Raw genomic sequence first — 20,173 nt, 5'->3', positions numbered from 1 at the left:
GTGATCGGGAAGGCACACTGGTCTGCGGAAGCTGTCCGATCGGACACGACGGCGTGCCCGTTCGGACGCCCTGCCCCCGACTGCCCGAAGGAGCCCCGACGGTGAAGCGCCCCACCGCCCGTGACGTCGCCGAACGCGCGGGGGTCTCGCGAGCGGCCGTGTCGTTCGTCTTCAGCGGCCGGGCCGAGGGGAACCTCTCGGCCCGTACGCAGCAGCGCATCAAGGAGGCGGCCGACGCGCTCGGCTACCGCCCCGACGAGGTGGCGCGGTCCTTGCGCGGGCGGCGCACCGGGGTGCTCGGCATGCTCAGCGACTCGATCGCGACGAGCCCGTTCGCGGGCCGTACGGTCCTGGGCGCGATGGAGGCGGCACGCGCGCGTGGGCACCAGATACTGCTGATGGAGTCGGGCAGCGACCAGGCCGCCGCGAGCGAGGCCATCGCCGAGCTGCGCGCTCGCCGGGTCGACGGGTTCGTCTACGCGGCGATGGAGCTCAACCCGACGGACGTCCCCGAGGGCCTGGAGCCGGACCGGACCGTCCTCGCCAACTGTCTGCCACGCACGCCCGGCACCTACGCGGCCGTGGTCGCCGACGAACGGGCGGGCGGCCGCAGCGCCGTCGACGCCCTGCTCGCCGCGGGGCACCGCGACATCGCCCTGATCGGCGGCCCGGACGGCAACATCGCGGCGGACGACCGCACGCGCGGGTTCCACGACGGCATGCGCGAGGCGGGCCTGCCGGTCCCCGACGGGCGGGTGCTGCGGGTCGGCTGGCAGATCGACGAGGGGTACGCGGCCGCGGCCCGCGTCCTCGCGTCGGCGCCGCCCACCGCCGTGGTCTGCGCCAACGACCGCGTCGCGGCCGGGGTGCTGCTGGCTGCGGCCCGTGCGGGCCTGTCGGTGCCGGACGACCTGTCGGTGGTCGGCTACGACGACCAGGACCAGATGGCCGCCCACCTGGTCCCGGCCCTCACCACGGTGGCCCTCCCGCACCACGCGATGGGCGCGGCGGCGGTGCACACCCTCCTCGACGCCGTGGAGGCGGGCACCCCGGTCCCGCGGACCGAGGTGTCGCGCCTGAACTGTCCGCTGGTGGAACGGGATTCGGTGGCCCGGGTGCGCGGCTGAGCCGGTCAGTCGCCCGGCCCCTCGGGAACCGGGCCGCGCGGGTCGACGTCCTTGCGCGCGTCCGCAAGATCGACCACGCGAAGGACCAGCCGATGACCGGTACGGCCACCCGCTATCTGTATCTCACCCGCCACGGCGAGGCGTCCGAGGACGAGAGCGAGCTGACCGATGCGGGCCGCCACCAGGCCGCTCTGCTGGGCGAGCGGCTCCGCGGGGTGCCGCTGACGGCGGTCCACCACGGGCCGCTCCCCCGCGCCGCGCAGACGGCCCGCCTGATCGGCGAACAGCTCGACGGCGTCCCGGTGCGACGCTCCGCCGCGGCCGGCGACTACCTCCCGTACGTGCCGGCGCGCGAGGAACTGCCGCCGGAGTCGGCGGACGCCCTGCTCGGGTTCCTCGATCGGTTCACGGCCCAGGAGCGCGCGGACGGCCCCGGGCTCGCGGCGGCGGCGTGCGCGGAGTTCACCGGGCCCGTCCCCGGTGACGCGCCGCGCCACGAACTCGTGGTCACCCACAACTTCCTCACCGGCTGGCTCGTCCGGGCCGCCCTCGACGCGCCGAAGTGGCGCTGGCTGGGCATCAACCACGCCAACGCGGCCCTGACCGTGATCCGCTACGCGCCCGGTCGCGCGCCGGCACTCCTGCTCTTCAACGACACCGGGCACCTCCCCGTCGAGCTCCGCTGGACCGGCTTCCCGCCGGAGCTCCACGTCTGAGACCCGCGGGTCGCCCGGGCGCCGCACCGCCGGGCGCCCTGTCAGGCATGCGCCCACCCCCGCGCAGCCGTCTGCGCGGCGCTCTGCGTCACCTCCACCGTCCACTCCCCCTCCGGGCCCGGATGGACCTTCTCCGTGAGGGCGAGCCGTTCGTCCCAGATCGCCTCGACGATCGGGCCGTCCACGAGGACGCGCAGGCGCCCGCCGGTCGCGGCCGGGCCCGTGGCCGTCGCCGTCGCCGTGCGCGGGTAGGGGTGGGGCGCCGTCGCGGGCGTCGCCGAGCGGTCCAGAGTCAGCGTGCCGCGCGTCGGATTGACCCGCAGCGCGACGGCACGGCCGAGCCGCACCGTCACCTCCGCGTCCGGCGCCTGGGCGCGGACGTCGACCTGAAGCTCGTAGGAGGGCGGGAGCCGGTCCCCGGGGCCGAGCTCGCGGCCCCGCAGCCCGAGGAGTTCGCGCGCGAAGGCGTGCCGGACCGTGCCGTCGGGGTGGAGGCCGAGCTCACGCGGGTACGTCAGGCACCCGGCCCAGCCCGCCGCCACCGACGCCTCCTCCGCGCGCGACTCCCAGCTCCAGCCCCACACCAGGGTGCGGTCCTGCTCGACGAGTGCGGTCGGGGCGTAGAAGTCACGGCCGTGGTCGAGGAGTCCGCCGGTGCCGTCCGGCGCGAAGCGGAGCCCTTCGCCGTGCGGGCGCAGGGTGCCCGTGAGGTACGTCGCCGTGTACGTGACCCCCGCGATCCACAGCGAGACCACCAGCATCCAGCGGTCGCCGTCCAGCGGGAACAGCGCCGGGCACTCCCACGCCTCGGCCGGCATCGCGTGCCGGGCGGCCGCCGGGTGCCCGGCGTCGAGCAGCGAACCGGCGTACCGCCACGGCTCGTCGAGGCCCCCGGCACCGACGCGGTACACGAACACGTCCGGCCGCGGGCCCGCCGCACGGTGTCCCGCGCCGATCAGGGCCCAGCGTTCGCCCTCGTACGTGAAGAGGTACGGGTCCCGGAACGCCAGCAGGTCGAGGTCCGGCGGCGGTCCGGGAACCACGGGCCGGGGCAGCGCCTCGAAGCGGCCGACGGACGGATCGGCCGCCCGCGCGAGCATCACCGAGCCGATGCCGTCGTCCCGGTCCATGCCGGTGTAGACGGCGGTCGGCACCCCGCCGTCGACGACCGTGCACCCGGACCAGGCGCCGAGCCGGTCGGGCAGTCGGGGGCTCGGCGCGAGGGCGATGCCGTGGTCCGTCCAGTGGACGAGGTCGGCGCTGGAGGCGTGGCCCCAGTGGATGTCGCCCCAGACGGCGGCGTGCGGGTTGTGCTGGAAGAACAGGTGGTAGCGGCCGTCGTGGAACAGCGGCCCGTTCGGGTCGTTGCACCAGTTGCCCGCGGCCGGGCGCACATGGTGGCGCGGCGCGGAGCGGTCCGTAGGAGCGCGGCCCGTGGTGTGCGGGGCGAGGTGCGTGACGTGCGGCATGCGGCGTGACTCCTCGGCGTCGTCAGGGAGTTGGGGGCAGGGCGAGCCGTCTCAGCGGCCGCGCGATCGGTCGCGTTCGCCCTGCGCAGCGCAACCTAACACGTGATAGCTTCACCCTCTCCTCCCCTGCCGCCCCGAACTGGAAGGAACCCGCCCGTGATCGTCGTCGCCGGTGAGGCCCTCATCGATCTCGTGCCGCAGCCGGGCCACGGCCCGCTCGCGCCGCTCACACCGAAGCGCGGCGGCGGCCCGTACAACACCGCCGTCGCGCTCGGCAGGCTCGGCGCACCGACCGCCTTCCTGTCACGGATCTCCCACGACACCTACGGGGAGGAGCTGTTGGCCGGACTGCGGGCGGCCGGGGTCGACGTCGCGCACGTGCGGCGCGGCCCCGAGCCGACGAGTCTCGCGGCGGCCGTCCTCGGCCCGGACGGCTCGGCCCGTTACACGTTCTACGTCGAGGGCACGGCGGACCGGCTCTTCACCGCCCCGGCCGAACTCCCGGACGGAACGAGGGCGGTGTCGTTCGGCACCTGCTCGCTGGTCCTCGAACCCGGGGCGAGCGCCTACGAGGAGCTGCTGCACCGAGCCCACGCGCGCGGGATCTGTACGGCCCTCGATCCCAACATCCGCCCGGGCCTGATCCCCGACCCGGACGCCTACCGGGCCCGCATGCGTTCCTGGCTGCCGAGCACCACGCTGCTCAAGGTGTCGCAGGAGGACCTGGAGTGGCTCGGTGACGATCCGGGGGCCTGGCTGAAGGCAGGGCCCGCGGCCGTGGTGGTCACGCGCGGCGGTGACGGTCTGAGCGTCCTCACGCGCGCGGGCGAGGTGTCGGTGCCCGTGGTCCCGGTGCGGGTCGCGGACACGATCGGCGCGGGCGACACGGTCAACGCCGCGCTGCTGCACCGCCTTTCGGCCCACGACGCGCTCGACGGCGCCGCCCTGGCGGCGCTCGGCGAGGAGCGGTGGCGCGACGTCCTGGACTTCGCGGCGCGCGCGGCGGCGGTGACGGTGTCCCGGGCCGGGGCCGAGCCTCCGTACGCGCACGAACTGGCCGGCCAGGGCCTGTCCGGCAGATCGTGAGCTCCCGCGCACAGACGGCAGCGGCGGAGGGCGGAGATTGCCTGGTCCCGGCATGGTCGGGCATCACCGAGCCCAGCGACGATGGCGACGTCCTCGGGCCGGTCGTTCCCCGCGTTCCGGGCCTCTTGCGGTCAGAGCGGAGCCACACCATGACATGGGCAGTAGGAACAGGCGCGCTCCTGGGGCTGGTGGTGATCGCATCGGGAATCGTCACGCTCCGGACAGGGTGGATCGTGCCCACGGCGCGCCGCCACGTCACCAGGCCCGCACTCCACGGTCTCGGCGCCCTGCTCACGGGCTCCTCCGTCGTTCTGCAGGGCCTCTTCTCCTTTCGCATCGCGCCGAACGTTTCCTGGGAGGTCCGCTTTTTCGGTGGGAACGCCCTCCTGTTCGGCGGACTGCTCCTGATCGCCCTCAGTCAGCTGCTGGCGCTCCCCCGAAATCGGGATCACACAGACCCCTCAGGCATCTGAAGGGTGTCGCCTCCCAGCGCGCCTCCATGTCGCCCGGTAAGGGGCGCCCACCACTGCGGGCGCCCCTTACTCGCCTCACCCGTCTCAGCCCAGCCCGTACTCGACGATCTCGACGTCCCCGAACACGGCCGGACCACCGGACGCGTACAGCGCCACCACGTCGTCGCCGGGCAGTCCGAACGCCTGGTGGGTGTGGACGTGGCGACCGTCGCCCAGGAACACCTCGACCGTCGTGCGGTCGACGAGGATGCGCACCGCCAGCTTTCCGGCGTCGGCCGCCACCGGTGTGTGCGTCTCGCGCGTGCCGCCCGGATAGAGCGTGCCGCCGCGGTTGACGTAGGCGTAGCCGCCGGCGACGTACACCCCGACGTCGACGTGCCGGGTGCCGCCGGGCGCCTTGCGGAGCTGGAGGCCGACGTTCTCGGTCGTGCCGGGTGTCCAGCGCAGTTCGCCGCGGATCTCGTAGGACGTGCCCGTGTAGTCCAGCGTCGTGGAACCGTCGACCGTCACGTCGCCGAGGCGGACCGTGCGTGTGGCGTACGCGTCGAGGGCCGGCGTGGGCCGTGAGGCGAGGAAGTACGTGCCGTCGCCGTCCCGCTGGAGGGTGATCTCGCGGGTGACCGAGTCGGTGCCGTTGAAGCCGTCCGCGATGAGCGTGGGCGTGTTGTGCGGGTACTCCCAGTTGTTCGTCCAGGCGAAGGCGTACCGCGCCGCCGGGTCCACGGAGCCGTCCGCCGCGCGCTTCTCACAGGTGACGGCTGCGTACCAGTCGGGGCCGTGGTCGAGCCACTGCGGCGCGTCGGCGTCCGCCGTGAAGGTCGCGCCGTCGAAGTCCCCGGTCCAGTACGCGTAGGTGGCGGGCAGGCCGCTCGCCGTGCCGTTGGCGCTCGCCGCGAGCACCCAGCGCCGGGTGCCGTCGGCGGCCTCGATGCGGAAGAGGTCGGGGCATTCGAGCGTGCCGTAGCCGTCGCGGACGAATCCGCTGCGGTACGTCCAGGACTTCAGGTCGCCGGACGTGTAGAGGCCGATCTTGTCGCGCTCGGCGAGCGCCATCACCCAGCGGCCGCGTTCCGTGTCGCGGACGACCTTGGGGTCGCGGAAGTCCTTGACGCCGGGGTTGGGCAGCACCGGGCCGGTGCCGTGCGGCTCGAAGCTGCGGCCCTTGTCGGTCGAGTACCACAGGTACTGGGCCTGGGAGTTCGTGCCCGCGTCCGGTTCCATCGTGACCAGGGCGATCACCGCGCCGGCGCCGAAGCCCGCCGTGTTGTCGTCGTCGACCACGGCGCTGCCCGACCACGCGTCGCCCGCGGGCGTCGTGTCCTTGGGCAGGGCCACGCCCTGGTCGGCGTACTTCACCAGGTCGGAGGAGGTCGCGAGGCGCCAGGACGTGCCCTCGGCGCCGGTGATGTAGTCGGCGTTGTAGAGCGTGAAGTACGCGTAGGCGCCGTCGATCCAGATCGGGCGCTGCGGGTCGTTCTTCCAGTTGTCGGGGATCGTGAAGTGGTACGCGGCCCGGTAACTGCCCAGCGCCGAGGCCGACTTGGACTTCGCCTCGGCGCGGGTGACGGGGAGGGCGAGCGCACCCAGGGCGGAGGCGCCGAGGAGCGCGGCTCGGCGGGTGACGGGTCTGGCTGCCATGGAAGGGGCCTCTCGGGTAGGGGTGAGCGGGCCGCGGCGTCGTCCGCTCCGCAGCCCGAGGCCCGTAAACCTAACTCGTGCTAGGTCAACTCCCGCAAGGGGAGTACACAGATCGAAAAAACCTTCGCGCACCCTCTTGACGGACCCCCGTCACGCCTTCCATCATCCGGAAGCCACCTCAACTATCACGAGTTAGGTCTCCGCACGATGACCCTCACCGCCCCGAGCCGCCGCACTCTGCTGCGCGCCGGCGGCTACTCCCTCGCCGCGGCCGGCCTCGCCACCACGGCCGCGAACTGGGACCGGCTCAGCGCCTCCGACATCCCGGGCCGCGACGGCTCGATGCTCACCGTCGCGATCCTCGGCTCCGCGATCGACCCGAACCAGCAGAGCGTGCTCGTCGAGGACTTCCAGCGGCTGCACCCGGACATCAAGGTCCGGCTGCTGGCCGTGCAGTCCACCGACTGGAACGACTTCTTCTCGAAGATCCTCACGCAGATCGCGGCGGGCACCGCTCCCGACGTGGTCTATGTGGCCACCGAGGGCGTGCAGTTGTTCGCGAAGCGGCTCGGTGTCGCCCTCGACACCTGGGTGCGGCGGGACGCCGAGGAACTGCGCGAGTACTTCGCCGACGTCCATCCCTCGCTGGTCGAGTCGATGATGTACGAGGGGTCGCTGTACCAGCTGCCCGTCGAGTTCAACGCGGCGAACATGTACCTCAGCACCAAGGTCCTCGACCGCACGCACGCCGAACTCCCGCCCGCCGACTGGACGCGCGACGACTTCACGGCGCTGCTGCGCGACATGAAGCGGTCCGGCGGGCGCGGTTTCACCCCCTTCTTCTGGACGAACCGGCTGTGGGGCGGGGTCGTGCCCTGGCTCTTCGCCAACGGCACCAATGTGCTGACCGAGTCCAAGGCCCCCGGCGGCGACTGGCTCTGGGACCGCTTCTACTCGGCGCGGCAGCGGCGCGGGCGCGGCGGCGGTTACCGCTGGACGAGCCCGCAGGCGCTCGACGGCCGGGTCGAGGAGGTCTACGACTATCTGGCCTCGCTGGTCCACGACGGTCTGTGCTCGCGGCCCGAGGGCGGCAGCGGCACCAACCTGATCGGCGCGTTCTCCACCGGCCGCGTCGGCGTCACCCCGGCGGGCGGCTTCTGGGCGGGCGGGCTGCACGAGGCGGGGGTCCGACGGGACGCGTACGACGCCCAGTTCTTCCCGCGCTGGCGCACGCAGCGCCACCAGTACGGCGCCGCCGGCTATGCGATCCTGCGCACCTCGAAGCGGCAGGACGAGGCGTGGGAGTTCGTGAAGTACGCGGTCCGCAAGGACGTGATGACGCGGCTCTTCCAGAAGAACCAGACGACTCCGGCGCGCCGTTCGATGCTGACCGCCGAGCGGTACGCGAAAACCGGCCCGGCGCACTGGGACATCTTCTACGACACCCTCGACCGCTTCCCGACCTCCGGACCGATCCCCGCCCCGCCGCAGGTCGCCGCCGTCGAACTCGCCCTCACCAAGCACACCGCGACCGCGCTCGGCAGCGTCGGCAGCGTGCGGCCCGCCCTGCGGGCGCTGCACCGCGACCTGGAGCGCGCCATGGAGCGTGACATATGAGCACCACCGCACCCGCACCCGCCCGACAGCCTCTCCGGCACCGCGCCCTGACCTGGCTGTTCCTCGCGCCGACGGTGCTCGGCGTCGTCGTCTTCACCGTCGTGCCGATCGTCGGCTCGGTGATCCTGTCCTTCTTCCACTGGGACGTGATCGACCCGCCGACGTCCGCGGGCCTGTCCAACTACCGTGAGCTGGCCTCGGATGCGTCGGTCCTGACGGCGTTCGGCAACACGCTGCTGTTCATGGTGTTCGCGGTGACGCTGCAGATGGCGATCGCGCTCGTCCTGGCGCTGGCGCTCCAGGGTCGGATGCCGCGCTGGATCCAGCAGGCGCTGCGCTCGGCGTTCTTCTTTCCGCTGGTGCTGTCCGCCGCGTCGATATCGGTGGTCATGAAGTACCTGTTCAACCAGGACTTCGGGGTCGTGAACTGGGTCCTCGGACAGTTCGGTGTCTCCCCCGTGCCGTGGCTGACGTCCGAGGGCTGGGCGATGGTGGCGGTCGTGCTCGTCTATGTGTGGCAGCAGTTCGGGTTCTCGTTCCTGCTGTTCGTCGGCGGACTCGCGAACATCCCGCGCGAGCTGCACGAGGCGGCCGCGATGGACGGCGCGACGGGCCTGCGCAAGCACCTGCGCATCACGCTCCCTCTTCTCTCCCCCACACTCCTGGTCGCCTCGGTCGTCGGCGTGATCAACGCCCTTCAGGTCTTCGAGCAGCCGTACGTGCTCACGGACGGCGGGCCCGGTGACGCGACCCGGACCGCGGTGATGGTCCTGTACCAGACCGCCTTCGAACAGCTGCGGTTCGGTGAGGCGTCGGCGGTGGGCGTGGTGCTGTTCGCGCTCATCCTCGGGGTCACCGCGCTCCAGTTCCGTCTCAGCCGCCGCTTCGTGCACTACCAGTGAGAGGGCTCTCCCCGATGACCTCCGTGTCGTACTCCTCCTCGTCCCCGGCCGCGCCCGGCCGGCTGCGCGAGCGCACCGGGACGCTGACCGCGCGCCGGCTCGGCACCACCGCGCGCGTGGTGGGCCTGTGCGTGGTCGCGCTGCTCACCATCGGGCCGGTGCTGTGGACGGTGTCCACGTCGCTGCGCTCCCCCGCCGAGTCGTTCGACCTGCCGCCGAAGATCCTGCCGACGGGCGGCACCCTCTCCTCGTACCGGCAGGTCTTCGACCAGCTGGACGTGTGGCTGCTCGCGCTCAACTCCGCCCTGGTGACCGGTCTGATCGCGATCGGCCAGATGATCACGGCGGGCCTCGCGGGCTATGCGTTCGCCCGCCTGGACTTCCGTTTCAAGCGGCCGCTGTTCGGCCTGGTCCTCGCCACGATGATGGTGCCGGTGCAGGTCACGATCGTGCCGGTGTTCCTGATCCTGAAGGGCATGGGCCTGACCGACACCCTGCTCGCGCTGATCGTGCCGGCGGTTCCCACGGCGTTCGGCACGTTCCTGATGCGCCAGTACTTCATGACGATGCCGAAGGAGCTGGGCGAGGCCGCGATGATCGACGGGGCCGGGCCGTGGCGCGTGTTCCGCTCGGTGTACGCGCCGCTGGCGACCCCGGGACTCGCGATCGTCGGCGTCCTCGCCTTCAACTACCACTGGAACGAGTTCTTCCGGCCGCTGATCCTGGAGACCAGCAACCAGAACTTCACGATGCCGCTGGGCCTGGTGTCTCTTCAGGGCAACCTCGGCACCGGGTCGATCTCGGTGGTGCTGGCGGGAGTCGTGCTCTCGATGATCCCCGCGGTGGCCGTGTTCGTGGTCGGACAGCGGCCGTTGCGGGAGGGGATCACGTCGTCGGGGCTGAAGGGCTGAGCGACCGGTCGGGCAGCGGCGTCTGCGGTGCGGCGTCGGTGAGGTCGGCGCGGTGGGACTCCCTGGTCAGGGCGATCGCCGCCGCGCTGACCAGGCAGACCCCGATCAGGTAGAGGCTGACGGTGGCGGAGTGGGTGCCGCCGCCGGCCCCGGCGAGCAGGCTGCTGGCGATCAGCGGCGCGGTGCCCGCGCCGAGCGTGGAGGCGAGCTGGTAGCCGAGCGAGGCTCCCGTGTAGCGGGCGCGGGTGCCGAACATCTCGCTGACGAACGCCGCCATCGGCCCGTACATCGACGCCTGGAGGATCGGGTTGCCGATGAGGTACGCCACGAACAGGAGCACTACGGAACCGCTGTTGACCAGGGCGAACAGCGGGAACGCCGCGGCAGCGGTGACCAGGGCTCCGGTGATCATGACAGGGCGGCGGCCCACCCGGTCCGAGAGCATCGCGAACGCCGGGATGGTGAAGATGTGCAGCGCCGAGGAGACCGTCTGCGCGAGCAGCACGGTCGAGCGCTCGAAGCCGGCGCCCGTGGCGTACGTCAGCATGAACGTGGCGAGCAGTGACTGGAGCACGAGCGCCGCGCAGCCGCCGAGGCAGGACAGGACGATGTTCTTGCGGTAGCGGCGCAGCACGGTGACGAGCGGCGCCTCCTGCCCGGCCGTCTCCTGCGCGGCCCGGCGCTGCGCCTCGGCGAACACCGGGCTCTCGGTGACCTTGAGCCGGATGAACAGGCCGATCGCCATGAGCAGCAGGCTGAGCAGGAACGGCACGCGCCAGCCCCAGGCCAGGAAGTCGTCCTCGGGCAGCGCGGAGAAGCCGGCGAAGACCGCGGTGGCGAGCACGGCGCCCGCGGGGCCGCCCATGTTGGCGAAGGACGCCATCAGACCGCGGCGTTCCGTGCTCGCGTGCTCCATCGCCATGAGCGCGGCGCCGCCCCATTCGCCGCCGACCGCGATGCCCTGGACGAGCCGGCAGGCGACCAGCAGGGCCGGGGCCCAGATGCCGACGGTGTCGTAGGTGGGCAGCAGACCGATGGCGAAGCTGGCGAGCGCCATCAGGGTCATGGTCAGCACCAGCATCGACTTGCGGCCGACGCGGTCGCCGAAGTGGCCGAAGACGATGCCGCCGAGCGGGCGTGCGACGTAGCCGACGGCGAGGGTGCCGAAGGCCGCGATGGTGCCGGCCAGCGCGTTCAGGTCGGTGAAGAACAGCTCGTTGAAGACGAGCGAGGCGGCGGCGCCGTACAGCAGGAAGTCGTAGAACTCGATGGCGCTGCCGACAAAGCTGGACAGGGCGATACGCCGTGACTCGGCGCGACGCGCAGCGTCGTTGATGGGCATCTGCGGCTCCGGGATTCCGTGCGTCGCGAGGGCGCTCTGGCGCCCCGCGGGCGGCGGCCGGAATCGTCCACGGCCACCGTTCGACTGCGGCGTGTGCATTCTTCGCACACTCCTCTGTAGATAGCGAACACCTTGCGGGCGACCACAGAGAGTGTCAAGACCCGCCCGGATGATCGATCAAAGCGGCGCGCGCAGCGAAAAGGGTCCCCACACGTACATGGGGACCCTTGGGACGGGACGGGGTGCGGCTCAGCCGAGCGCGGAGATCTCCTCGGCGACCGCCTTCATCGCGGCGACGGACCCACGGGCCACGTCCTCGCGGGAGGTGATCAGGTTGACGCACATGTGCAGCGCCGGGTCGGCCATCCGCAGCGGGACGGCGACACCGTACGCGCCGGGCTCGATCTGCCCGAAGGTCTGCGCGTATCCGTCGGCGCGGGCCAGGGCGACCTCGGGCGCCTCGTCCGGCGCGGGCGGGCGCAGCGCCGCGAGGGCCAGGCCCGCGGCGCCGACCCCGACGGGGTGGCGGCTGCCGACGCGGTAGCTGAGGTGGTAGTCCACGGACCATGGTTCGACCACGGCGACGGCCACGGCCTCGTCGCCCTCGGCCGCGATCAGGGCGACCGTGGCGCCGAGTTCGTCCGCGGAGCGGCGCAGCAGCGGGAGGGCGGCCTCGCGGACACCCGCCGCGTAGCCGCGGGCCAGCGTGACGGTGCCGGATCCCGCCCGGTAACGGCCGTCGGAGGTCCGCACGACCAGGTGGTGCTCGGCGAGCGTGACCAGGATCCGGTACGCGATGGTGCGGTGGACGCCGAGGCGCTGCGCCACGTCCTGCACGGCGAGGCCCTGCGGCTGCCCGGCGACCAGTTCGAGGGCGAGCAGTCCGCGCGCCAGCGTCTGGGAACCGACGGCCCTGCCCTTTCCCGCGGTCTCGCCGGCCGTGCCCGCTCCTGCCTGGTTGTCGCTCATTCGCACAGTCTATGTCCGCGCCGGTGACGCAGCGTCACCCCGAGGGGCGCGGTTCGGGTCCCGTACAGTCGAGACGTAGCGACGCCCGGAAGGAAGACCCGTTGAGCGACGACGCGCCGAGCGGCGTCCTGAGCAAGGCCCTCGCCGTGCTGCAGGCGTTCACCGTCGAGGACACCTCCCTGGGCTTCACGGAACTTCAGCGGCGTACGGGCTTCGCGAAGAGCACGCTGCACCGGGTGCTCGGCGACCTGGTCGCGGCCCGGCTCCTCGACCGCCACCAGGGGCGGTACCGCCTGTCGGGTCTCGTCTTCGAGCTGGGGATGCGCGCGTCGGTCGAGCGCGGGCTGCTCGAAGTGGCCACCCCGTTCCTGGAGGACCTGTACGAGCGCACCCACGAACTCGTCCACCTGGGCACCCGGGAGGGCACGGAGGTCGTGTACGTCGCCAAGATGGGCGGCCATCAGCAGGCCGACTCCCCGTCGCGGCTGGGCGGACGCATGCCGCTGCACGCGACCGCGCTCGGCAAGGTGCTGCTCGGGCATGCCCCGGCCGACGTGCGGGAGGCGGCCCTGCGCGGGCCCCTGGAGCGCAAGGCGCCACGGACGATCACCAACCTCGACGTGCTGACGCGGCAGCTGAACGAGGTCGTCACGAAGGGCGTCGCCTTCGAGTACGAGGAGTCCGCGGTCGGCATCGTCTGTGTGGCCGCCGGGATCTTCGGCCCCTCGGACGAGATCGTGGCCGCGGTGAGTGTGACGGGGCCGGTCCATCGGTTCCAGCCGGCGCGGCATGCCAACAGTGTGCGGGCGGCTGCCGCCGGGATCTCCGCGACCCTGGGCCGCCGCGCCGAATTGCGCGGCCACTGACGGCCCCGCCCGGCTGCAGCACCCTCGCCTTGGGCAATCCGCCGCGCCCCGGAGCATTGGGCAATCTGCCGCCGGTCGCCCGCGCCGTGGGCGATCCGCCGCCGGTCGCCCGCCCCGGCCGGCTGCCGCGCCGCCTTGGGCAATCTGCCGCCATGGGCGGCAGGGTGGGCAAGGCGGCACCCCGGCGCGGGGCGAGCGCTCCAACCGGCCTCCAGCTCGGTCCCGGTCGCACCACCGCCGGGTGCAGGCCAGGTGGGGGCTGGTCGCACAGTTCCCCGCGCCCCTGGCGGGGCACACCTCACCGCCGGTCGCGCCCGCGCGGCGGAGCCGCAGATCGGACACAGCCCCGCGCCCCTGACGGGGCACGAGCACTGCCCCACATGGACGCGGCCAGGAGGGCCACCCCACCGATCGGCGGACTAGTTCCGCGAGGCGGAACTGATCGCTGGGCGTCGGGCGACGCGCGTGTCCAAGCTGGGGGCATGAACGAGATCTCCCCCGGCAACGACGCCGTGGCGCAGGCGGCCGAGCGGCTGCTCCGCGCCACCGCCGACCATGTGCCCTGCCCCCCGGTGCGCGATCTGATCGGCAGCGACGACGTGAAGGCGGCGTACGCCGTCCAGGAGCTGCTCACCGCGCGCCGCCTCGCGGACGGCGCCCGCGTCACCGGCCGCAAGATCGGCCTCACCTCCCCCGCCGTGCAGCGTCAACTGGGCGTGGACCAGCCGGACTTCGGCGTGCTGTTCGCCGACATGAGCGTCGCGGACGGCGCCTCCGTGCCGGTCGGGACGCTGCTGCAGCCGAAGGTCGAGGCGGAGATCGCGTTCGTGCTCGGCGCGGACCTCGCCGAGGGCCCGCTGGACGACGCCCAGATCCGTGCCGCCGTCGCGCACGCCGTCCCCGCCCTGGAGATCGTGGACAGCCGGATCGCCGACTGGGACATCACCTTCGGCGACACGGTGGCCGACAACGGCTCCTCGGCGCTCTACGTGCTCGGCACCCCGGCCAGGACGCTCTCCGAGTTCGAGCCGGTCGAGGCCGCCATGACCCTGGACCGGCACGACGAGACCGTCTCCAGCGGCGACGGCGCGGCCTGCCTGGGCGATCCGCTCACCGCCCTGGCCTGGCTCGCCCGGACCGCCCGCGACGTCGGCGACCCGCTGCGCGCGGGCCAGGTCGTGCTCTCGGGCGCGCTCGGCCCGATGGTGCCCGCCGTGGCCGGAGACGTGTTCACCGCCAGGATCACCGGCCTCGGCACCGTCTCCGTCCGCTTCCACGCCTCCGCCGGCGAAGCCGCCGGCAACGAAGGAGCCTCCGCATGAAGACCAAGGTCGCCGTCATCGGCTCGGGCAACATCGGCACCGACCTGATGATCAAGGTGCTCCGCCTTTCGGACACCCTGGAGATGGGCGCGATGGTCGGTATCGACCCCGCCTCCGACGGGCTCGCCCGCGCCAGGCGGCTCGGGGTGCCCGTGACCGCCGAGGGCGTGCAGGGCCTGATCGCCATGGACGGCTTCGAGGACATCAGGATCGTCTTCGACGCGACGTCCGCGAAGGCGCACGTCGCCAACGCCGCCGCGCTCGCCCCGTACGGCAAGCAGCTCATCGACCTGACGCCCGCCGCGATCGGCCCCATGGTGATCCCCGCCGTCAATCTGCACGACCATGTCGCCGCCGACGACGTGAACATGGTGACGTGCGGCGGCCAGGCCACCATCCCGATCGTCGCCGCAATCTCCTCGGTGGCGCCGGTCCCGTACGCGGAGATCGTCGCCTCGATCGCGTCGAAGAGCGCCGGGCCCGGCACCCGCGCCAACATCGACGAGTTCACGGAGACGACCAGCCACGCCATCGAGACGGTCGGCGGCGCCGAGCGCGGCAAGGCGGTCATCATCCTGAACCCGGCCGAGCCGCCGCTGATCATGCGCGACACCGTGCTCGCGCTGGTGGACGCGCCCGACGAGGCGACCCACGCAGCGATCCGCGCGGCCATCGCGAAGCGGGTCGACGAGGTGTCGGCGTACGTGCCGGGCTACCGCCTCAAGCAGCAGGTGCAGATCGCCCCGGTCCCCGCCGACCAGCCGGTGCACACCCTCACCGGGGCCCCGGCCACCCACCAGGTCTCCGTCTTCCTGGAGGTCGAGGGCGCCGCCCACTACCTCCCGGCGTACGCCGGAAACCTCGACATCATGACCAGCGCGGCCCTGCGGATGGCCGAGGCCATGGCCGCCCGCGCCACCGCACTCCAGGGAGCCGACGCATGACCGCCACCAAGCTGTTCATCCAGGACGTCACCCTGCGCGACGGCATGCACGCCATCCGGCACCGCATCGAGCCCGGGCAGGTAGGCCGGATCGTGGCCGCGCTCGACGCGGCCGGTGTCGACGGCATCGAGGTCTCGCACGGCGACGGCCTCGCCGGCGGCTCCCTCAACTACGGCCCCGGCAGCCACACCGACTGGGAGTGGATCGAGGCCGCGGCCGCACAGATCGAGAACGCCCGCCTGACCACGCTCCTGCTCCCCGGCATCGGCACCATCGAGGAGCTGAAGCAGGCGTACGCGCTCGGGGTGCGCTCGGTGCGGGTCGCCACGCACTGCACCGAGGCCGACGTCTCGGCCCAGCACATCGCCACCGCGCGCGAGTTGGGCATGGACGTCTCCGGCTTCCTGATGATGAGCCACATGGCCGACGCGCGGACCCTTGCCCAGCAGGCCAAGCTCATGGAGTCGTACGGCGCCCACTGCGTCTACGTCACCGACTCCGGCGGCCGGCTGATGATGGACGGCGTGCGCGAGCGGATGCGCGCCTACCGCGACGTGCTCGACCCGGCCACGGAGATCGGCATCCACGCCCACGAGAACCTCTCCCTCGCCGTCGCCAACTCGATGGTCGCGGTCGAGGAGGGCGTGACCCGCGTGGACGCCTCCCTCGCCGGGCAGGGTGCGGGCGCGGGCAACTGCCCGATCGAGCCGTTCATCGCGGTCGCCGACCTCAACGGCTGGGACCACGGCTGCGATCTCTTCGCGCTCCAGGACGCGGCCGAGGACCTGGTGCGCCCGCTCCAGGACCGCCCGGTGCGCGTCGACCGCGAGACCCTCACGCTCGGCTACGCCGGGGTCTACGGGTCGTTCCTGCGGCACGCGGAGGCGGCGGCCGAGCGGTACGGCGTCGACGTGCGGACGATCCTCGTCGAGGTCGGCAGGCGCGGTCTCGTCGGCGGCCAGGAGGACATGATCGTCGACGTGGCGCTGGGGCTCGCGCAGGCGAGCTGACATCACGTACGACGCAGGGCCGGGAGGGCAGTGTCTCCCGGCCCTGTTCGGCGTGCCCGCGCACCGGGATCCGTCCGCTGCGTCCCTGGTCACAGCGTCGCCCGGCCCCGGACGACGTGACCAACACCCCCTTGACATTCCTACCGACCAAGCGTTCCATCAGAAAGACCAGCGTGTAAATAACGATCGCTGATGTGCACATAGAGAACGAGGAGCCAGATCATGTCCCTCACCAAGGAAGCCGCGGCGCACGACATCGCCCTTCCGTCGGGTCTGCGCATGCGCTACTACGAGGCCGGGGAAGCCGGCGCCACACCGGTCGTCCTGCTGCACGGGTCCGGCCCCGGGGCGACGGGCTGGTCGAACTTCTCGGGCAACATCGGCGCGATCGCCGACGCCGGTTTCCGCGTCGTCGCCCCCGACATGCCGGGGTGGGGCGACTCCGACGCGCAGGCGACCGCGGACATGGACCACGACGCGACGCTCGTGGAGTTCCTCGACGCGCTGGGCCTCGACAAGGCGGCCCTCGTCGGCAACTCGATGGGCGGCCACACCGCCGTCCGCTTCGCCACGCTGCACCCCGAGCGCCTCACGCACCTGGTGACGATGGGCGCCTCGCTCGGCCGCGGGCCCGCCTCCCTGTTCGGTCCGGGCGACGGCCCGAGCGAGGGCCTGAAGGTCCTGGTCAAGGCGTACAAGGACGCGAGCCCGGAGAACATGCGGGCGCTGGTCGAGATCATGACGTACGACAAGGCGCGGTTCGCGACGCCGGAGCTGACCCGGGCCCGCTCGGAGGCGGCGCTCGCCCGCCCCGACCACCTGAAGAACTACGTCGAGGGCCTCGCGCACGGCGCGCCCATCCCGATCAAGGTGGACCGCGCGCAGATCCCCGGCATCACGGCGCCGACGCTGCTGATCCACGGCAAGGACGACCGGGTCCTGCACTACGAGACCAGCCTGTGGCTGCTCGCGAACATCCCCGACTCGCGGCTCGTGCTGCTCAACCGGTGCGGGCACTGGGCGATGATCGAGCACGCCGCCGAGTTCAACCGCCTCGTCATCGACTTCCTGTCGCACAACTGAACCGATCGGACCCACCCATGAGCACCTTCGACACCGACGTCGTTGTCATCGGAGCCGGGCCGGTCGGCCTCACCCTCGCCAATCTGATCGGCGTGCGCGGCCACCGGGCCACCGTCCTCGAAGCCCGCCACGAGCTGATCGACTACCCGCGCGGCGTCGGCCTCGACGACGAGTCGATCCGCACCCTGCACACGGCCGGCCTGTGGCAGCGGATCGAGCCGTTCACGGTCCCGCACCACGTGGTGCGCCTGGTCAACGGCACCGGCCAGGTCCTCGCCATCAACAATCCGCGGACGCAGGAGTTCGGCTATCCGCGCAAGCACGGCTTCATCCAGCCGCTGGTCGACAAGGAACTCGCCGCCGGGCTCGACCGGTTCGCCGGCACCGAACTGCGCTTCGGCCACAAGGTGGTGGGCCTGAAGGACCGCGGCGACCACGTCGCCGTCACCGCCGAGCGGCTCGACGCCGAGGGCACCGCCGTCGGGACCGTCACCTTCACCGCCCGCTACGCCGTCGGCTGCGAGGGCGGCAGCTCCTTCACCCGCAAGTGGATGGGCGTGGAGTTCGAGGGCAAGTCGCCGTCGACCCGCTGGGTGGTCGTCGACGTGGCGGACGACCCGATCGGCACCCCGTCCGTCTATCTCGGCGCCGACCCGCGCCGCCCGTACGTCTCCATCGGCCTGCCGCAGGGCATCCGCCGCTGGGAGTTCATGCTCCACGACGACGAGCCGACCGAGCGCTGCGCCGACCCCGCCTTCATGCACGAGCTGCTACGGCGGCACGTCCCCGACCCGGCCGCGCTGAAGGTCATCAACCAGCGCACGTTCACCCACCACGGCCGCGTCGCCTCCGACTTCCGCAAGGGCCGGGTCTTCGTCGCCGGTGACGCCGCGCACCTGATGCCGGTCTGGCTCGGCCAGGGCTGGAACTCCGGCATCCGCGACGCGACGAACCTGGCGTGGAAGCTCAGCGCCGTCCTCGCCGGCGACGCTGGCGACACGCTCCTGGACACGTACACCGAGGAGCGCCGCAAGCACGCCTCCGACATGATCGACGTCAACATGGCGGCGGGCACGGTCATGAAGATGGGCCGGTTCGGCGGCGCCGTGCGCGATGTCGCCGCGTCCGCGCTCAACCTCGTACCGAAGTGGAAGTCGTACTTCACCGAGCTGCGCTTCAAGCCCATGCCGCGCTACGCCGCCGGGGTCGTCGTCGACCAGGCCACGCTCACCCCGGGCCGGGCGCGAGCGGGCTTCAAACGCGGCGCGACCCTCGCACCCTTCGTCGACTCGGCCGGTGAACTCTCGCCCGTCGGGCTGCAGTTCATCCAGCCGCGCGTCAACACGGCTGACGCCACCGGTGTGTTGCTCGACGACGTCACCGGGGACTGGTGGACGCTCGCCACGTGGGGCACCGACCCGACGGCGTTCCTGACCGACGCGGACCTGGCGTTCGTGCGCCGGCACCGGATCAAGCTGGTGTCCTTCATGCCGGAGACCCAGCGCGCCTGGGCCGAGGCCCGGTACGCCGCGTCGCCGGAGCCGGTCACCGTGGTCGGCGACAGCACCGGAGCGCTGAAGGACTGGTTCGACGTACGGGCCTGCGGCCTGGTCGTGCTGCGTCCCGATCACTTCGTGGCGGCGGCCGCCCTCACCCGGCAGGCGCCCCGCGCACTCGCCGCGCTGCGCACGGCCGCGTCGCTGACCCCCGTATCCACCCCCGTCGCGGAGCGGGCCAAGGAAGGAGCCCCGGCATGAGCGTCGCCCTCGTCACCATGTCCCACAGCCCGCTGCTGGACTACGCGGACCCGCCCGCCGAGGTGAACGCCGCGGTGCAGGGCGCCTTCTCCGCGGCCCGGACCTTCGTCAGGGAGTTCGACCCGACCCTCGTCCTCTCGTTCGCGCCGGACCACTACAACGGGTTCTTCTACGACCTGATGCCGCCGTTCTGCATCGGGTACGAGGCGCTGGGCGTCGGCGACTACGGCACGGCCGAGGGCCCGCTGGACGTGCCGACGGCGCGCGCCGAGGAGCTCGCCCAGTGGGTCGCCGAGCGCGACATCGACGTGGCGATCTCCCGCCGGATGGAAGTCGACCACGGCGCGATCCAGCCGCTGGAGATCCTCTTCGACGGCATCGACAAGGTGCCGACGATCCCGGTCTTCGTGAACGGTGTGGCCAAGCCGTTCGTGACGATGCGCCGGGTCCGGCGGCTCGGCGAGGCGATCGGCGGCTTCCTCGCCACACTGACGGACGAGCGGGTGCTCGTCCTCGGCTCCGGCGGCCTCTCCCACGACCCGCCGGTCCCCCAGTGGGCCACCGCAGACGACGCCGCCCGCGCCATGCTGCTCAACGGCCGGCACCCCACGGCCGCGGCCCGGGACGCCCGCCAGCAGCGGGTCATCGACACGGCGAAGGCCTTCGCGGCCGGTACGGCCGCCATCAAGGACCTGAACCCAAAGTGGGACCGGTCCCTGATGGCGACGCTGGCCTCGGGCGACCTCTCCCCCATCGACGCGATGACGCCCGAGCGGATGGCCGAGGACGCGGGCAACTCCGCCCACGAGGTGCGCAGCTGGGTGGCGGCCTTCGCGGCGCTCGGCGCGGCGGGCCCGTACGAGGTGGCGTACTCCTTCTACCGGCCGATCAAGGAGTACATCGCCGGGTTCGGAGTGATGGCGGCGCGCACCTCCGCCTGA

At 72.4% G+C, this 20,173-nt stretch carries 18 protein-coding genes; 14 read left to right on the top strand and 4 right to left on the bottom strand.

Going from position 1 to position 20,173, the window contains the following annotated elements; all coding sequences use genetic code 11:
* The first annotated feature begins 101 nt into the window (after nucleotides 1-101).
* Both J3486_RS02120 and J3486_RS02115 read left to right on the top strand, forming a co-directional pair.
* Nucleotides 102-1,127: a LacI family DNA-binding transcriptional regulator gene (locus J3486_RS02120; protein WP_207818173.1), complete on the top strand. Its 1,026-nt coding sequence runs from the start codon at nucleotides 102-104 to the stop codon at nucleotides 1,125-1,127.
* A gap of 92 nt (nucleotides 1,128-1,219) precedes the next feature.
* A complete protein-coding gene (locus tag J3486_RS02115; protein WP_207818172.1) occupies nucleotides 1,220-1,843 on the top strand; it encodes a histidine phosphatase family protein in 624 nt (207 codons plus the stop codon).
* Nucleotides 1,844-1,884: 41 nt separating this feature from the next.
* On the opposite strand, the gene J3486_RS02110 is transcribed toward J3486_RS02115, so the two are convergent.
* A complete protein-coding gene (locus tag J3486_RS02110) occupies nucleotides 1,885-3,312 on the bottom strand; it encodes a glycoside hydrolase family 32 protein (RefSeq protein ID WP_207818171.1) in 1,428 nt (475 codons plus the stop codon).
* 156 nt (nucleotides 3,313-3,468) lie between these two features.
* On the opposite strand from J3486_RS02110, the gene J3486_RS02105 reads away from it, so the two are divergent.
* Nucleotides 3,469-4,398: a carbohydrate kinase gene (locus tag J3486_RS02105; protein WP_207818170.1), complete on the top strand. Its 930-nt coding sequence runs from the start codon at nucleotides 3,469-3,471 to the stop codon at nucleotides 4,396-4,398.
* A gap of 149 nt (nucleotides 4,399-4,547) precedes the next feature.
* Nucleotides 4,548-4,871 carry a hypothetical protein gene (locus J3486_RS02100; RefSeq protein WP_229377343.1) on the top strand — a complete coding sequence of 108 codons (324 nt, stop codon included), beginning with the start codon at nucleotides 4,548-4,550 and terminating at the stop codon, nucleotides 4,869-4,871.
* A gap of 84 nt (nucleotides 4,872-4,955) precedes the next feature.
* On the opposite strand, the gene J3486_RS02095 is transcribed toward J3486_RS02100, so the two are convergent.
* Entirely contained in the window at nucleotides 4,956-6,509 is a 1,554-nt protein-coding gene (locus J3486_RS02095) for a glycoside hydrolase family 32 protein (RefSeq protein ID WP_207818169.1), read from the bottom strand.
* Nucleotides 6,510-6,716: 207 nt separating this feature from the next.
* Between J3486_RS02095 and J3486_RS02090 the strand changes: the two genes are divergently transcribed.
* From J3486_RS02090 to J3486_RS02080, 3 genes are all read left to right on the top strand, one after another.
* Nucleotides 6,717-8,126, top strand: a complete 1,410-nt coding sequence (locus J3486_RS02090; protein WP_207818168.1) for an extracellular solute-binding protein — start codon at nucleotides 6,717-6,719, stop codon at nucleotides 8,124-8,126.
* Nucleotides 8,123-9,028, top strand: coding sequence for a carbohydrate ABC transporter permease (locus J3486_RS02085; RefSeq protein WP_207818167.1), 906 nt, complete (start codon nucleotides 8,123-8,125; stop codon nucleotides 9,026-9,028). Before J3486_RS02090 ends, J3486_RS02085 begins: the two co-directional genes overlap by 4 nt.
* A gap of 62 nt (nucleotides 9,029-9,090) precedes the next feature.
* On the top strand, nucleotides 9,091-9,939 hold the full coding sequence (locus J3486_RS02080; protein WP_374194684.1) for a carbohydrate ABC transporter permease: 849 nt from the start codon (nucleotides 9,091-9,093) through the stop codon (nucleotides 9,937-9,939).
* Here the strand turns inward: J3486_RS02080 and J3486_RS02075 are convergent.
* Nucleotides 9,914-11,281 carry an MFS transporter gene (locus J3486_RS02075; RefSeq protein WP_207818165.1) on the bottom strand — a complete coding sequence of 456 codons (1,368 nt, stop codon included), beginning with the start codon at nucleotides 11,279-11,281 and terminating at the stop codon, nucleotides 9,914-9,916. The two genes, J3486_RS02080 and J3486_RS02075, sit on opposite strands and share 26 nt — an antisense overlap.
* Before the next feature lie 249 nt (nucleotides 11,282-11,530).
* The gene (locus tag J3486_RS02070) at nucleotides 11,531-12,250 is read right to left on the bottom strand and encodes an IclR family transcriptional regulator (protein WP_207818164.1); all 720 of its coding nucleotides are present in this window, start codon (nucleotides 12,248-12,250) and stop codon (nucleotides 11,531-11,533) included.
* A 101-nt stretch (nucleotides 12,251-12,351) separates the two neighbouring features.
* On the opposite strand from J3486_RS02070, the gene J3486_RS02065 reads away from it, so the two are divergent.
* From J3486_RS02065 to J3486_RS02035, 7 genes are all read left to right on the top strand, one after another.
* On the top strand, nucleotides 12,352-13,116 hold the full coding sequence (locus J3486_RS02065; RefSeq protein ID WP_229377339.1) for an IclR family transcriptional regulator: 765 nt from the start codon (nucleotides 12,352-12,354) through the stop codon (nucleotides 13,114-13,116).
* A gap of 482 nt (nucleotides 13,117-13,598) precedes the next feature.
* Nucleotides 13,599-14,438 carry a 2-keto-4-pentenoate hydratase gene (locus tag J3486_RS02060; protein WP_207818162.1) on the top strand — a complete coding sequence of 280 codons (840 nt, stop codon included), beginning with the start codon at nucleotides 13,599-13,601 and terminating at the stop codon, nucleotides 14,436-14,438.
* Nucleotides 14,435-15,382: an acetaldehyde dehydrogenase (acetylating) gene (locus tag J3486_RS02055; protein ID WP_207818161.1), complete on the top strand. Its 948-nt coding sequence runs from the start codon at nucleotides 14,435-14,437 to the stop codon at nucleotides 15,380-15,382. The genes J3486_RS02060 and J3486_RS02055 overlap by 4 nt, the downstream gene beginning before the upstream one ends.
* Nucleotides 15,379-16,392, top strand: coding sequence for a 4-hydroxy-2-oxovalerate aldolase (gene dmpG / locus J3486_RS02050; protein ID WP_207818160.1), 1,014 nt, complete (start codon nucleotides 15,379-15,381; stop codon nucleotides 16,390-16,392). The genes J3486_RS02055 and dmpG overlap by 4 nt, the downstream gene beginning before the upstream one ends.
* A 222-nt stretch (nucleotides 16,393-16,614) precedes the next feature.
* Nucleotides 16,615-17,475 carry an alpha/beta fold hydrolase gene (locus J3486_RS02045; protein WP_207818159.1) on the top strand — a complete coding sequence of 287 codons (861 nt, stop codon included), beginning with the start codon at nucleotides 16,615-16,617 and terminating at the stop codon, nucleotides 17,473-17,475.
* A 17-nt stretch (nucleotides 17,476-17,492) separates the two neighbouring features.
* A complete protein-coding gene (locus J3486_RS02040; RefSeq protein WP_207818158.1) occupies nucleotides 17,493-19,232 on the top strand; it encodes a bifunctional 3-(3-hydroxy-phenyl)propionate/3-hydroxycinnamic acid hydroxylase in 1,740 nt (579 codons plus the stop codon).
* Nucleotides 19,229-20,173 carry a 3-carboxyethylcatechol 2,3-dioxygenase gene (locus tag J3486_RS02035; RefSeq protein ID WP_207818157.1) on the top strand — a complete coding sequence of 315 codons (945 nt, stop codon included), beginning with the start codon at nucleotides 19,229-19,231 and terminating at the stop codon, nucleotides 20,171-20,173. The genes J3486_RS02040 and J3486_RS02035 overlap by 4 nt, the downstream gene beginning before the upstream one ends.

This window comes from Streptomyces sp. VRA16 Mangrove soil (assembly GCF_017377775.1).
GTDB lineage: Bacteria > Actinomycetota > Actinomycetes > Streptomycetales > Streptomycetaceae > Streptomyces.
The sequence above is the reverse complement of the archived record's forward strand: the minus strand, read 5'-3'. Positions and strand labels throughout refer to the sequence as shown.

What these genes read in the sequence shown, in the direction of transcription:
- J3486_RS02045 (WP_207818159.1), top strand. Translation starts at nt 16,615, where the DNA reads ATGTCCCTCACCAAGGAAGCCGCGGCGCACGACATCGCCCTTCCGTCG.
- J3486_RS02095 (WP_207818169.1), bottom strand. Translation starts at nt 6,509, where the DNA reads ATGGCAGCCAGACCCGTCACCCGCCGAGCCGCGCTCCTCGGCGCCTCC.
- J3486_RS02085 (WP_207818167.1), top strand. Translation starts at nt 8,123, where the DNA reads ATGAGCACCACCGCACCCGCACCCGCCCGACAGCCTCTCCGGCACCGC.
- J3486_RS02060 (WP_207818162.1), top strand. Translation starts at nt 13,599, where the DNA reads ATGAACGAGATCTCCCCCGGCAACGACGCCGTGGCGCAGGCGGCCGAG.
- J3486_RS02075 (WP_207818165.1), bottom strand. Translation starts at nt 11,281, where the DNA reads ATGCCCATCAACGACGCTGCGCGTCGCGCCGAGTCACGGCGTATCGCC.
- J3486_RS02110 (WP_207818171.1), bottom strand. Translation starts at nt 3,312, where the DNA reads ATGCCGCACGTCACGCACCTCGCCCCGCACACCACGGGCCGCGCTCCT.
- J3486_RS02090 (WP_207818168.1), top strand. Translation starts at nt 6,717, where the DNA reads ATGACCCTCACCGCCCCGAGCCGCCGCACTCTGCTGCGCGCCGGCGGC.
- J3486_RS02070 (WP_207818164.1), bottom strand. Translation starts at nt 12,250, where the DNA reads ATGAGCGACAACCAGGCAGGAGCGGGCACGGCCGGCGAGACCGCGGGA.
- J3486_RS02115 (WP_207818172.1), top strand. Translation starts at nt 1,220, where the DNA reads ATGACCGGTACGGCCACCCGCTATCTGTATCTCACCCGCCACGGCGAG.
- J3486_RS02055 (WP_207818161.1), top strand. Translation starts at nt 14,435, where the DNA reads ATGAAGACCAAGGTCGCCGTCATCGGCTCGGGCAACATCGGCACCGAC.
- J3486_RS02040 (WP_207818158.1), top strand. Translation starts at nt 17,493, where the DNA reads ATGAGCACCTTCGACACCGACGTCGTTGTCATCGGAGCCGGGCCGGTC.
- J3486_RS02100 (WP_229377343.1), top strand. Translation starts at nt 4,548, where the DNA reads ATGACATGGGCAGTAGGAACAGGCGCGCTCCTGGGGCTGGTGGTGATC.
- dmpG (WP_207818160.1), top strand. Translation starts at nt 15,379, where the DNA reads ATGACCGCCACCAAGCTGTTCATCCAGGACGTCACCCTGCGCGACGGC.
- J3486_RS02035 (WP_207818157.1), top strand. Translation starts at nt 19,229, where the DNA reads ATGAGCGTCGCCCTCGTCACCATGTCCCACAGCCCGCTGCTGGACTAC.